Here is a 12,369-nt window from a genome sequence, read left to right as displayed (position 1 = left end):
GGGGGGGGGGGGGGTGGAGCAGGTCAGTCACCGGGCTCGGCGGTGAAGTGCGGTTCGAGTCCGGTCCAGGCGGCGTCGTAGTCGCTCTGCCGGTGACCGTCGTCCATCGCCTGCCGGGTGACGGCGAGCGGGAGTCGGGTCTCGAACATGAACGACAGCGCATTGTCGAACTTCTGCGGATCCTGGCCGGCCTCCGAGCCGAGCCGGTGGGTCGCCAGATCCGGGCCGTGCGCGGCGAACTGGTTGTGCAGACTCGACCCGCCCGGCACGAAGCCCCCGGCCTTGGAGTCGTGCACGCCGTACACCAGACCCATGAACTCGGTCATGATGTTGCGGTGGAAGTGCGGCGGCCGGAACGTGTGCTCACCGACCACCCACCGCGGACCGAAGGCGCAGAAGTCGACGTTGGCCTGTCCGGCGATCGGCGACGGTGAGGTGAGCACCGTGAAGATCGACGGATCGGGATGATCCCAGTTCAAGGTGCCCATCACGTTGAACTGCAGCATGTCGTAGACGTACACCCCGTGGGTGCCGTGCCAGGCCACCGCGTCCAGCGGTGAATCGGGCAGCGTGCACGACCACAGATGACCGCCGAACTTCTGCACCAGCTCCGACTGCCCGACGCCCTGCTCGAAGGCGGCGACCGGATGGCGGAAGTGGCGGGCGTGGGCCAGCCCGTTGGCGCCGATCGGCCCCAGTTCGGGCAGCTCGAACGGCATGCCGTAGTTCTCGCAGACGTAGCCGGCCGACGCCCCGGCCGGCAGGTCCACGGCGAACTTGATCGATCGGGCGATCAGCACGATCTCCCCGGGGGAGGCTTCGACGATGCCCAGTTCGGTGCGCACCCGGATCGGCCCGGACTGCGGCACGATCAGCATTTCGCCGTCGCTGTTCTGGAAGTAGCGGCGCTCCATCGACGCGGTCGCCGAATACAGGTGCACCCCGATTCCCTGCCGTGCCAGCACATCGCCGTTGGCGGCCAGGGTGTAGAGCCCGTCGAGGAAATCGGTGCCGTCGGCCGACTGCGGCAGGGGGTCCCACCGCAGCCGGTTCGGTGTCGGCGGATCCGGCAGCGGTGCGCTCAGCAGCGCCCCGTCGTCGATCCGCGTCATCGGCGGATGTCCGGCCGACGGCCGGATCCGGTACAGCCAGGTGCGCCGGTTACGCGTGCGCGGCTCGGTGAACGCGGTACCCGAGATCTGTTCGGCGTAGAGCCCGCGCGGCGGTTTCTGCGGCGAGTTCTGCAACGTCGGCAGCGTGCCGGCGATCGCCTCGGACCGGTGCTCGTTGCCGAATCCGGTCAAGTACTCCAGAGAGCTGGACATCTGGCTCCTTCGTCAGCGGCGCAGCGCGCCGGAGGCGTCGAATTCGGCTTCACGGTCGGCCATCTGGGCCCGGTACCAGCTTTCGCGGTGCCAGACCATCACCTTCTCGTGCAGGCGGCCCAGCGGCGGGATGCGGCGGCCGGTCTCGACGACCACCATCAGCGGGAAGCGGGCGGCGATCCACGCCAGGCCCGGCCAGGCGTTGGGCATGTCGTACTTGGCATAGGTCGGCGGCATCATGAACATCCGTGCGTAGGCCGCGTAGATGGTCGAGTTGTAGTGCTCGCGCAGCTTGCGCAGTCCGCGGTGATCATCGCGGGGAGCGAAGGCCTGCGGGAACGACTCGATCAGTTCGGCGCCGTGCTCACCCGAATCGTCACTGCGTGCCAGTCCCACCAGCGCCAGCAGGCGCAGGGTGTCGGCGATGTTCTCCGGGTACCAGGTGTTGCGCACACCGACGATGTGGCCCATGTACCGCTGGAAATGGATCAGCTCGTGGATCTCCTTGCGGGTGGTCTGCACCCCCAGCATCCACAGCGCCAGGGCCGGTACCACGCTGCCGCCGGCCAGGGTCAGCAGCATGTAGGCCTGGCTGATCGGGATGCCCCAGCGGTCGATGTGCCACTCGGGATGCTCGGCGACACGGCGGCGCACCGACACGTGCATCACACGCACGAGCATGGCGGTGGCGCGGCCCTTGCTGCCCGGGGTGAGCAGCCCGCCGGGCTCGGAGACGTCGATCCAGAAGCGCGAGGTCTCCAGGAACCGGCGCAGCGCATTGTCGCCTGCGTAGCCGCCGGCCAGCGAGAGCGGGGTGGCCACGGCCGCCTCGGTGTACATCTCCAGGGTCTCACCGCCGGCGACGCTGAACAGGAAGGTGCCCCAGCGGCGCCAGATCTGGGCGCCGGCCTCGACCATCTCCGGATCGACCCAATCGGGGACGTCTTCGAATTCGCGGAACAGCGCGACCATCGACTCGGGCGGATTCTCGATGCTGTCGAGACCCTCGTCCAGGGCCTTCTTGAGCATCTCGCGGCCCTTCTCCTGGCCGATCTCGCCGTAGAAGACCTCGTCGACGAAGCGCTCGGCGACCGGGTCGGCGGCGTACATGTCGCCGTAGAAGGCCTCGATCTGCTCGGCGGTGGGGAACATGTCCTTACCGGTCATGCGCTTGGCCAGCTTGCGGGCCCGACGGATCCCCGGGCGCGACATCATCTCCTGGTAGGGGAAAGCGGTCGGCGCCGGCCGTCGCTCGGCCGGTGCGATATCGGCCGGTAGCGGGACGGTCTTGTCCTGTTCGATGGTCATAATGTCTCCCTCGATTCCTTACTGTGGGGCTGTGGTGGGGCTGCCTGGTGGGTCTTGCCCGCCGGTGGGTCCGGTCCGCAGGTGTCCCTCCGGTGCGGCGGTGTGGTCAGGTCCCGATCGCGGCCGAACGCAGTCCCCGGCGGTTCATCCATCCCGAGACCGCCTCGACGATGCGGGGGACGCCGTCGGGCTGATCGACCAGGTAGTGGCTCAGGTGGTCCAGACCCAGGTACTCCACGTCCGGGTCCGCCGAGGCCTCGTACATCTGACGCGCATCGCTGACGAACGCCGCCTGATCGGCCCGCAGAGCGGCGACCATGGTCGGTGTCCTCACGGTGGTGAGATTGCGGGTGGCGTCGGCGTTGGTGCGTTCGAAGCTCCAGGTACTCAGCCAGCTGCGCACGGTGGAGAAGCGGGCCACCCCGCCGGCGGCTAGATTCGCCGCCTGCGGATCGCCGTACATGCTGCCCCACTGCCGGTCACTGGGGTCCAGGGTGATGTCGACGAATCGGGGATCGGCGACGGTGCGCTGAACGACGAAGGCCCGGTCGGCGGCGCCGCGGCGGTCGAGTTCGGCGACCTGATCCAGTGCCCAGGCATCGATGCGGCGCACCCGGTCCAGCTGTGCCTGCCGGTAACGCTCGACCCAGTCGCGATCGAGCGGAACGGTGCGGCCGGGGGCGAACAGATCCAGGTCGGGATCGGTGGCGAACGGGTCGTTCTCATCGACGACGGCGGCGTCGATCCAGTGCCGCAGCACCCGGGCGCGGCCGGGGTGGGCGCCGACGAAGGCCAGACCGTCGACCGGCTCCAGTCCGCTCAGGTCGACCGGGTCGCCGGCCGGGGTCTTGGTCACGGCACCGCCCAGTGCCTGGCTCTGATAGAACGCGGCCAGCGAGCCGCCGCCGGAGAAGCCCAGCAGCACCACTTTCTCGAAGCCGAGCTCCTCGCGCATCCAGCGGACCGCGCAACCCAGGTCGAGCGCGGCGCGCTCCATGATCAGGGCCGGCTCGTTGGTGGAATAGCGGGTGTTGACGCCGAGGATCGGCAGACCGTGCTCACCGAATCCGCGCAGCAGGAAGTGGCTGAGGAAGTTCGAAGCCGGGTGTGCCAGCACCAGGCCCACCTCCCGCGAATACTGCTCCGGCGCCACCAGATTCCCGTGCAGCGTCGGATAGTGTCTGGTCAGACCGGAATGCGATTCGACTCGGCCATCGGTGGCCGGTTCGAAGGGGATTCGCTGAAACCGATCGACGGTGTCCATCGGTGCGTTCAGAGTGCCCGTAGGCGACATCGGTGTACTCTTCCCGGCCGCACAACGGCCTTTGACAAGTGAGGTTCAGATCACAAAACCGACCGTACCATACTGTAGGGTACGGAGATAGGGCGATGTGTGGACATCGCCTCGCTCATGCCGAAGAGGAGCCTATGACCAGCAGCGATACCGAATCGTCGACCGAGGAGAAGGGGTCCGGGAGCCCGCAGAAACGACGCTTCTTCACGCGCCGGAATCTCGTCACCCGACAGAGCCTGTGGGCGGTGGCGGGAGTGTGCGTGATCGCGGTACTGGCGACCCTGACGTGGTTCACCGCGACCTCCGTCGGGGACGACCGGGACCGGGACCGCCTCGACGAGCAGTATCTGAGCACCGCCCGGCACGGGGTGCGCAGTCTGATCTCGGTGAACTCGGCCAACGCCGATGAGGACGTCGACCGCATTCTCGAGAATGCGACGGGGGATTTCCGCTCGGACTTCAGCTCCCGCGCCGACGACTTCATCAAGGTGGTCAAACAGATGGACGTCAGCAGCGAGGGCACCGTGAACGCGGCAGGCATCGAATCCTCTGATGAGGACAAGGCGGTGGTGCTGGTCTCGGCGACCTCCCTGGTGACCAACGGCGCCGGTGCGCAGGAAGAGCCGCGGGTATGGCGGCTGCGGGTGCATCTGGTCCACACCGATGACCGGGTTCTGATCGAGAAGGTCGACTACGCCGTATGAATGCCGGACCGGAGAAGAAGCAGCGCAGTGAAGGCGAAACGGATATGACGACCCCCGATACCGAAGACATCGAGACCGCGACCGGCGATGATGCCACGGCAGAGGTCGGGATGACCACCGATGTCATCGAGCCCGAGAGCACCGAACCAGACAACACCGATGACGCGGCCGGCGATTCCGAAGCCGGCGACGGTGAAGCCGGCGACGATGGGGACGCCGTCGATGCGGATGCCGGCGCAGTCTCCGAAGGGCGGAGCCGCCGGCGCCTCGGCCGGATCATCGTCGGGGTCGGCGTCGCGGTGATCATCGCGCTGGCGGCGGCCAGCACCTATTTCGGATTGACGCACCGGGCCAACGAGCAGCTGCGGGAGGAGCACCCGGCGATCGTGAGCGCTGCCCGCGACGGGGCCACCGCGGTGCTGAGCTATCGCGCCGAGTCGGTCGAGGCCGATGTGGCTGCCGCCCAGGAGCGGTTGACCGGGCCCTTCGCCGACGAGTACCGGGCCCTGGCCCAGAACGAGGTGCTGCCGGCGGCGAAGGAACGTCGACTGACCTCCACCGCTCAAGTGTCGGGTGCCTCGCTGGTTCACGCGGACTCCGAGCGTGCCCAGACCCTGGTCTTCGTCACCCAGAGCGTGGTTGCCGCCGGCGCCGCCGCCGAACCCACCACGACCACCGCCGCCTTCCGGGTCGGCTTGAGCAAACACGACGGCCAGTGGCTGATCGAGGGCTTCGAGCCGATCTGACCGACCCCGGCGGCCGGGCGCGGGGCGGTCAGTCGGCGCGGCCGGTGAGCATATCGCCCAGCGTCGGCACCTGACCGCGCACGGTCCCGCCGACCCGGTAGGTGATGCCGTCGTCGCCGACGTAACTGCCGCGCACCGGATCGAAGTCGACCATCTTGACCCGCGAGGTAGAGGCGTTCCGGCCGGCCGGCGCCGTGGTGCTGCTACCGGAGCGAGAGGTCTGCGCCGACCGGTGTGCCGGGGCAGCGGAGCGGCCGGTGGTCGCGGCGGCGCGGGGGGCCTGGCCGCCGGCCTTCTGGCGGCACAGCTTGACCGTCGCCGCCCGGTACCCGGGGTACTCCAGGCACGGCAGGTTGCGGGCGCCGCGCACCGAGCGCGGATCATCCGGTGCCACCTTGCAGTACAGATCCTTCGGCGCCGGCGCCGGGGAGGTATCGGCCGGGGAGCGGCGCTCCGACGGCGGCAGGAAGCCTTCGATGCACGGCGGCGGATCGTTGAGCTGATTGGCGAAGAAAGTGTTCTGCCCCGGATCGTCGGCGTTGACCAGGCCGGCGCCCTGGGAGGCGGCGATCAGCGGCGGGAACAGCACCAGGATCTGCTCGAGGCCGGGGTTATAGACGGCGCCGACCTGTTCGACCGTCACCAGGTTCGACAACAGCATTCCGAAGAACGGTTCGAGGTCGCTGAAAACCTCCGCGGCGGCGTGGGCGGCCGGTCCGGCCGAATCCAAAACTCCGCGCAACGCCGCATCGGAGTCGGCGAGGGTCCCGGTGACCCGGGCCAGGGACGAGGTCCAGGCCGCGATCGCATCGGCGGAGACCTCCTGGGTCCACAGCAGCGGGCCGAGCTGGTCGATCAGCGTAGCGGTCGGGTCCACGGCGGCGCGGGCCTCGGCGGCCAGAGCGGTGACCGACTGGACCAGGGTCCGCAGGGCCGGGCCCTGCCCGGACAGGGCGGTGAAGCTCTCATCGATCACCGTCTGCAGGTCGTCGGTGGGCACCGAGGCCAGCAGCGTCTGTGCGGCACCGAGCAGCTCACCGGCATCGGGGGCCAGTGTCACCCGGTCGGCGGGGATGCGGGAACCGCCGTGCAGATTGCCGCCGGCCGCGCGCCGGGGCACCAGATTCAGATACATCTCGCCGACCGCGGACATGCCCTGCACGTACGCATCCAGATCGGCCGGAATCGTCTGGGTGCTGTCGATGGACAGTTCGGCGCGGGCACCGGTGCGGGTGGTGACCACCTCGGTGACACGACCGACCTGGGTGCCGCGGTAGGTGACATTGGCGTTGGGATAGAGCCCGCCGGCGCTGTCCATGTCCACCGTCACCGCGTACCGGCCGACACCGGCCTGCTGCGGCAGCTGGGCATAGCGCACGCCCACCACCACCAGCGCCAGCAGTCCGACCACGGCGAAGATCGTCAACCGCACCAGGGTGCTCTTACGGATGGTCATCGGGGCCTCGCTCCGGGGGTCAGCAGGTCTTTCAGTCCCGGCGGTGCGCCGCGCCCGACCGCCCCGGCCGGGGCGGCCCGGCCCAGAACACCCTCCAGACCCGAGAGCATCCCCTGCAGCGGGGTCCCCAGCAGCAGGGCGTTGTCCAGCGTCTTCAACCGCAGATCCAGCGTCACCTGGCCGTTGGCGTAGTCGCCGCGCACCACGTTGTTCATCACATCGATCGGGAAGGGATAGGTCAGCAGGTAGCGGGTGGACTCGGTCAGGGAGGATCCCGAATCGGCCAGCGCCCGCAGGATCGGGGGCAGCGCCGTCAGGTTGGTCCGCAGATCGGCCGCCGAGGCGGAGATGATCGAGTTGGCGCTGTCGGAGAACCGGCCCAGCGAGGTCAACGCCTCCGACAGTTCGGAACGGCGGTCGGCGAGCACCCCCAGCGCCGGGGCCAAGGAGTCGATCGCACGCTCGAGGTCACCGGTCTGCGAGGCCCACCGGGAGGCCAGATCGTCCAGCGAGCCGATCGCGTCGACGATCTGCTTCTTCTGCCGGTCCAGCCCGCCCATCAGCGTGTTCAATCCGTCGATCACCGCCCGGGCCGCATCGGTGCGTCCGCCCAGTGCCGCATCGAGTTCGGTGGTGATGACCCGGACCTGGTCCAGTCCGCCGCCGCCGAGGACCAGCGCCACCGAGGCCATGGTCTGTTCGGTGGTCGGGTAGGCGCCCTCGTGGCGCAGTCCGACGGTGTCCCCGTCGCGCAGTCGGCCGGCCGCACCGGTCTCGGGTGGGGCCAGTTCGACGTGGGCCGAACCCAGCAGCGTCGTCTGGCCGACCACCGCGGTGGCGTTGGCGGGCAGGCGCACGTCCTGGTTCAGTCGCAGGGTCACCTTCGCCTGCCCCTGCCAGACCCTCAGATCAGCGACCCGGCCGACGGCGACGTCGTCGACCAGGACCGACGAGTTGCGGTCCAGGGTCGCCGCATCGGGGAGCACCACGTAGACCGTCCAGGCGCCGTCCCCGCGCCCCTGTGTGCCCGGCAGCGGCAGCGAGTTCAGCCCGCGCCACTGACATCCCGATGCGGTCAGCATCGTCAGCGCGATCAGCAGGGCGATGGCCAGGCGTTTCATCAGCGCACCCCCGGGACGAGCATCTCGGCGACCGTCTTGCGCTGCGCCGGGGCCTGCTGCGCGGGCGGTTTCACACCCGAGTACACGAGCTGGTCGGGCAGTGCCCCGACACCGCGGGTGGGGTTGGTGGCGATCGGCGGATAGTCCATGGTCAGCAGGCGCAGCAGCGGGCCCAGATGTTTGACGCACAGTTCGGCACCGCGCTGGGCCGTGGTCTGTTCGGCCGCGGCGATCGAGGAGCACACGAATTGGACCGGGTTGGCGAAGTTGCTCATCGCCAGCGCGGACACCACCGAGTTGTGGGCGGGCTGATAGATGTTGTTCAGGTTCGCCAGCGCGGTGGGCGCCACGTGCAGCACCTGTGCCAGGTCGTCGCGGTGGGTGGCCAGGGTCTGGGTCACCTCGCCGAGTTGACGCAGTGCGGTGGTCATCCCGTCGCGGTTCTCCTGAATGAAGCCGGTGACCTGGCCGAGAGTGGCTTCCAGGCTGCTCAGGGCGGCACCGAGGTCGTCCCGGTTGGCGTCGAGGATGCCGGTCACCGACATCATGCGGTTGTTGAACGAGACGATCTGCGCATCGCTGTCGGCCAGGGCGCTGACGAAGACCTGCAGGTTGGCGACCATGCCGTACAGATCGTGGCGTCCTTGCGAGACGGTGCTGAGTGCCTGGGACAGGGAGGTGACCGTCTGGCGCAGCGAGGCGCCCTGGCCGTCGAGGTTGGCGGCCAGCGAACCGACCGCCGAGCCCAGTGGTCCGCGGGCCTCGTCCAGCGCCGGACTCAGATCCTGGGAGACGCGGAGCAGCTGCTCGGCCAGCTGGTTCCACTCGACAGGAACGGCGGTGCGCTCGCGGGGGATCGTCGCCCCGTCGGCCAGCGCCGGGCCGCCGGTGAACGGCGGGGTCAGCTGCACGAACCGGCCCGACACCAGGCTCTGGGTCAGGACGACGGCTTGAGCCGAGTCGGGGATCTGCTGACTGCGGTCGACGCTGAGCACCACGCGCGCCTGCGACGGTTCGGGGGTCACCGAGACCACGTGGCCCACCGGAATGCCCAGGACGCGCACATCGTCGCCGGCGTACAGGCCCACGGCGGAGGGGAAGATCACGGTGAGCCGATAGGTGGTGACGCGCGGCACCAGCAGGAACGAGACGACGGCTGCGACGGCCACGATCACGGCCAGCAGCAGGGCGCCCCAGGAGCGGCGGGTCATCGGCGGCCTCCCTTGGCCGGATAGGGAATGCCTTCGGCGGCCATCGCCTGCCGCAGGAACGGCTCGATGATCTGGCCCGGCAGCAGGTTGGCGATATAGGAGGAGAAGAACGGGCCGCTGGCCACCGCTTCGCCGAGTTCGGTGACATAGGGAGCCAGCGAACTGATCGCCTGGCCGATATCGGTCCGCTGGCGGCTGAGGATCTCCAGCACGCTGTTGACACTGTCCAGGGTCGGGGCCAGCGTTGCGCGGTTGTCGGCGACCACTTTGCCCAGCGACTGGGACAGCAGCGTCACATTGGCCATCAGCGTCTCGACCGTGCGCCGCCGGCTGACCAGTTCGCCCAGGATCACGTCGGCGTCGCCGATCAGGGCGTTCACGGCCGCGCTGCGCTGCGCCAGGACCCCGCTGACCTGGTCGGCGCGGGCGAGCAGGCTGCGCAACTGCGTATCGCGCTGGGCGATGGTCTCCGACAGGGCCCCGACACCGGCGACGGCATCGCGCAGCTGGTCGGGGGTACCCGAGAGCACGTCGTCGACGGCCGCCAGCGCGGCGACCATCTGGTCGGTGTCCAGATCGGCGGCCGCCTCGGTCAGATCGCCCAGGGCCGTGGTCAGGTCGTAGGGGACCTGGGTGCGGGTGCGCGGGATGACGGCGCCGGCGGCCAGCGTGCCGGTGCCGGCCGAGGTCAGGATCACCTGCCGGGTCCCCAGGACGGTGGCCGTGGAGATGCGGGCGCTGGTCTGATCGGCCAGCCGGGCCGCACCGTCGACCCGCAGGGTGACGTCGACGTGGTCGCCGGCCAGCGCCAGGGCCGAGACCCGGCCGACCACGACGCCGTGCTGGACCACGTCGTCGCCCACCCGCAGTCCGGCTGCGTCGGCGACCTCGGCGATGTAGACCCGCTTGGACGCTAGCAGCGGCAGCGAGGAGATGCTGGTGGCCGCCGCCGCGACCAGAGCGATCACCAGCAGACCGATCACGCCGGTCCGGAGGGTGTTCTTGCGTTCGTAGCGGATCATCGCGGTTCACACCGTCCCGTGGTCTGGCCGAACAGCGGCAGGACGACGTCCTCGCCGTCGGCGCCGGTCAGTTTGAGGCGCAGGGTGCACAGGTAGTAATTGAAGAAGTTGCCGTAGGCGCCCAGGCGCGTCAGCTTCTGGTAGGTGTCCGGCAGCCGCGACAGGTTGCTCTCGATGGTCTCGGAACCGGCGTTGAGCTGATCGGCGGTGCGCTTGAGCTGGGTGAGCGTGTCGGCGATCGGCGCACGGGTGTCGGTGAGCAGTTCACCGAGGGAGGCCGTCGTCTGGTTCACCGAGGTCAGGGCCCGGCCCCAGGTGGCCGCGTCGTCGGCCAGCCGGCCGGCCAGCAGCGCGGTGGCGTCCAGGGCGGTGCCCAGCTGCTCTTCGCGGTCGGCCAGCGAGCCCAGCACGGTGTTCAGGTCGATGATCAGATCGCCGATGATCTTGTCCCGGTCGGCCAGCGCCGCCGTGACCGATGCGGTCCGGGTCAGCAGCGATTCCACGGTGGACCCCTGCCCCTGCAGGACGGCCAGCAGGTCGGCGGTGAAGTTGTTGATCTGGCCGGGTTCGATCGCCGCCAGCAGCGGCCGGAAGCTGCCCAGCAGCGCATCCAGGTCCAGGGCCGGGGCGGTGTGATCCAGGGCGATGGTGCCGCCGGCACTCAGAGGCTGCGGACTGCCGGCGCCGTCGCGCAGTTCCAGATAGCGGTCGCCGGTCAGGTTCAGGTAGCGCACGGTGGCGGTGGTCGCGGTGGTCGGCAGGTACGAGTCGTCGATGACGAAATCGACCAGCACGCTCTGCCGGTCGGTGATCTGCACCGAGGTCACCTTGCCCACCTCGACACCGGCGACCCGGACGAACTGGTCGGCCTGCAACCCGGACACATCGGAGAATTCGGCGCGATAGTGGTTGCTGTCGAAACGCAGATTGCCGAAGACGGCGAACAGGGCGGCCAGGATCAGGCTCATCACGGCGACGAACGAGGCCAGAGTCAGCCAGCGGGCGGTGGTCATCGGCCGGCCCCCGATCCGCCGAGCATGAACTCGAGCATCGTCTGCGGTGCCAGCGCCGGTGAGGTGCGGTCCGGATCGAACGGGTTGGCCCCGGTGTCGGCGACGACGTAGGGGGTGGGCACATCGGCCAGGGTCACCGTCGGCAGCGCTCCGCAGCGCGGACCGCCGGTGGCGGCCACCTTCGGCAGGTCTTTCGGGTACGTGTAGGCGTCGGTGCCGAGCAGGAAGGTCGAGTTGAGCAGCATCGTCGTCCCGTTACCGCCGGAGACCTTCTCGGCTTCCACGCGTGCCACATCGGCGCCCTTGAGGAAGCAGGTGATCACCGGACTGTATCGCTGCAGCAGCGTCGCGGTGGGGGTCAGCAGCGCCACCGCCTGGACCATGTCCTCGGAGTTGGGGGCCAGCACCGCATTGCCGCGATCGGACAGGCCGATCACCCCGGACAGCAGATCGTCGATGCCGTCGGTCTTCTCCCGGATCGTGTTCGCGGTCAGGGTCAGGTTCTGCAGGGTGGCCAGGATGTCCTCGCTCGCCCCGGCGTACACCCGGGCGGCCGTGGCGGTGGACCGCGACATCTGTTCCAGGGTGGGCAGGCGGTCGTTGAGCATCGACAGCACGGCCTCCAGGTCACCCAGGCTCGTGCCGAGGGCGGCGCCGTTGCCGTCCAGAGCGGTGGCCGCCGCACCCAGGATCTGGTTCAGTTTGTCCGGTTCGACGACGCTGAGCACGCCGGTCAGGGTGCTGAAGACGGTGTCGAGTTCCACCGACACCGAGCTGGCAGCGGTCGTCGCACCGTCGGCCACGGTGGCCGACGACGGGCGCGGCGGATCGATCACTTCGACGTTCTTGCCGCCGAAGACGGTGGTGGAGGCGATCGCGATATCGGTGTCGGCCGGGATCAGGCGTGCTGCATCGCGTTCGATGGCCAGGGTGATCTGCGCGCCCGAACCGGTCAGCGACACCTGACGGACCGAGCCGATCGCGACGCCGTGCCGTTTGACCATGGCGCCGGGCTCCAGAGCCAGTCCGGCCCGGTCGGAGTCCACGTAGAGCGTGACGGTGTCCTGGAAGTCGCCGCGGTAGGCGCCGACCACCAGAAAACCTCCGGCGACCAGCAGAACCGCACCCAGCAGGGTCCACAGGCGGTGTTGTGCTCGGATCGACACGGC

General features: G+C 69.2%; 11 protein-coding genes. 2 read left to right on the top strand and 9 right to left on the bottom strand.

Translation table 11 applies throughout. The features are described from left to right. Positions 1-23: 23 nt before the first annotated feature. The 3 genes from hmgA to GOHSU_RS02680 form a co-directional block, all read right to left on the bottom strand. Positions 24-1,325, bottom strand: a complete 1,302-nt coding sequence (gene hmgA, locus GOHSU_RS02690) for a homogentisate 1,2-dioxygenase (RefSeq protein WP_005936418.1) — start codon at positions 1,323-1,325, stop codon at positions 24-26. A gap of 12 nt (positions 1,326-1,337) precedes the next feature. Further along, positions 1,338-2,633, bottom strand: coding sequence for an oxygenase MpaB family protein (locus GOHSU_RS02685; protein WP_005936416.1), 1,296 nt, complete (start codon positions 2,631-2,633; stop codon positions 1,338-1,340). Positions 2,634-2,739: 106 nt separating this feature from the next. Beyond that, positions 2,740-3,897, bottom strand: coding sequence for an alpha/beta hydrolase (locus tag GOHSU_RS02680; RefSeq protein ID WP_005936414.1), 1,158 nt, complete (start codon positions 3,895-3,897; stop codon positions 2,740-2,742). Positions 3,898-4,061: 164 nt separating this feature from the next. Between GOHSU_RS02680 and GOHSU_RS02675 the strand changes: the two genes are divergently transcribed. Together GOHSU_RS02675 and GOHSU_RS16180 are read left to right on the top strand one after the other, a co-directional pair. Next, on the top strand, positions 4,062-4,631 hold the full coding sequence (locus tag GOHSU_RS02675) for an Rv1363c family protein (RefSeq protein WP_005936410.1): 570 nt from the start codon (positions 4,062-4,064) through the stop codon (positions 4,629-4,631). Continuing rightward, on the top strand, positions 4,628-5,377 hold the full coding sequence (locus tag GOHSU_RS16180) for an Rv1363c family protein (RefSeq protein ID WP_005936407.1): 750 nt from the start codon (positions 4,628-4,630) through the stop codon (positions 5,375-5,377). Before GOHSU_RS02675 ends, GOHSU_RS16180 begins: the two co-directional genes overlap by 4 nt. Positions 5,378-5,405: 28 nt before the next feature. On the opposite strand, the gene GOHSU_RS02665 is transcribed toward GOHSU_RS16180, so the two are convergent. Genes GOHSU_RS02665 through GOHSU_RS02640 form a run of 6 tightly spaced genes read right to left on the bottom strand, consistent with a single transcriptional unit; the run spans position 5,406 to position 12,366 of the window. After that, positions 5,406-6,833 (bottom strand): MCE family protein, encoded by a 1,428-nt coding sequence (locus GOHSU_RS02665; RefSeq protein ID WP_005936403.1) that lies wholly within the window; start codon positions 6,831-6,833, stop codon positions 5,406-5,408. Next, positions 6,830-7,954 (bottom strand): MCE family protein, encoded by a 1,125-nt coding sequence (locus GOHSU_RS02660; protein WP_005936400.1) that lies wholly within the window; start codon positions 7,952-7,954, stop codon positions 6,830-6,832. Before GOHSU_RS02660 ends, GOHSU_RS02665 begins: the two co-directional genes overlap by 4 nt. Continuing rightward, complete coding sequence (locus GOHSU_RS02655; protein ID WP_005936398.1) at positions 7,954-9,165, bottom strand: MCE family protein; 1,212 nt, start codon at positions 9,163-9,165, stop codon at positions 7,954-7,956. Before GOHSU_RS02655 ends, GOHSU_RS02660 begins: the two co-directional genes overlap by 1 nt. Continuing rightward, on the bottom strand, positions 9,162-10,187 hold the full coding sequence (locus GOHSU_RS02650) for an MCE family protein (RefSeq protein WP_005936396.1): 1,026 nt from the start codon (positions 10,185-10,187) through the stop codon (positions 9,162-9,164). The genes GOHSU_RS02655 and GOHSU_RS02650 overlap by 4 nt, the downstream gene beginning before the upstream one ends. Then, positions 10,184-11,200, bottom strand: coding sequence for an MCE family protein (locus GOHSU_RS02645; protein WP_005936393.1), 1,017 nt, complete (start codon positions 11,198-11,200; stop codon positions 10,184-10,186). Before GOHSU_RS02645 ends, GOHSU_RS02650 begins: the two co-directional genes overlap by 4 nt. After that, positions 11,197-12,366: an MCE family protein gene (locus tag GOHSU_RS02640; protein ID WP_005936390.1), complete on the bottom strand. Its 1,170-nt coding sequence runs from the start codon at positions 12,364-12,366 to the stop codon at positions 11,197-11,199. The genes GOHSU_RS02645 and GOHSU_RS02640 overlap by 4 nt, the downstream gene beginning before the upstream one ends. Positions 12,367-12,369 lie beyond the last annotated feature (3 nt).

Origin of the sequence: Gordonia hirsuta DSM 44140 = NBRC 16056 (genome assembly GCF_000333015.1) — a bacterium.
Classification (GTDB): Bacteria; Actinomycetota; Actinomycetes; order Mycobacteriales; family Mycobacteriaceae; genus Gordonia; species Gordonia hirsuta.
Note: the sequence above shows the minus strand (reverse complement) of the source record. Positions and strands in the feature narration are given on the sequence as shown.

Coding starts and splice junctions, on each gene's coding strand:
- GOHSU_RS02650 (WP_005936396.1), bottom strand. CDS start 10,187: ATGATCCGCTACGAACGCAAGAACACCCTCCGGACCGGCGTGATCGGT.
- GOHSU_RS16180 (WP_005936407.1), top strand. CDS start 4,628: ATGAATGCCGGACCGGAGAAGAAGCAGCGCAGTGAAGGCGAAACGGAT.
- GOHSU_RS02660 (WP_005936400.1), bottom strand. CDS start 7,954: ATGAAACGCCTGGCCATCGCCCTGCTGATCGCGCTGACGATGCTGACC.
- GOHSU_RS02645 (WP_005936393.1), bottom strand. CDS start 11,200: ATGACCACCGCCCGCTGGCTGACTCTGGCCTCGTTCGTCGCCGTGATG.
- hmgA (WP_005936418.1), bottom strand. CDS start 1,325: ATGTCCAGCTCTCTGGAGTACTTGACCGGATTCGGCAACGAGCACCGG.
- GOHSU_RS02675 (WP_005936410.1), top strand. CDS start 4,062: ATGACCAGCAGCGATACCGAATCGTCGACCGAGGAGAAGGGGTCCGGG.
- GOHSU_RS02665 (WP_005936403.1), bottom strand. CDS start 6,833: ATGACCATCCGTAAGAGCACCCTGGTGCGGTTGACGATCTTCGCCGTG.
- GOHSU_RS02685 (WP_005936416.1), bottom strand. CDS start 2,633: ATGACCATCGAACAGGACAAGACCGTCCCGCTACCGGCCGATATCGCA.
- GOHSU_RS02680 (WP_005936414.1), bottom strand. CDS start 3,897: ATGGACACCGTCGATCGGTTTCAGCGAATCCCCTTCGAACCGGCCACC.
- GOHSU_RS02655 (WP_005936398.1), bottom strand. CDS start 9,165: ATGACCCGCCGCTCCTGGGGCGCCCTGCTGCTGGCCGTGATCGTGGCC.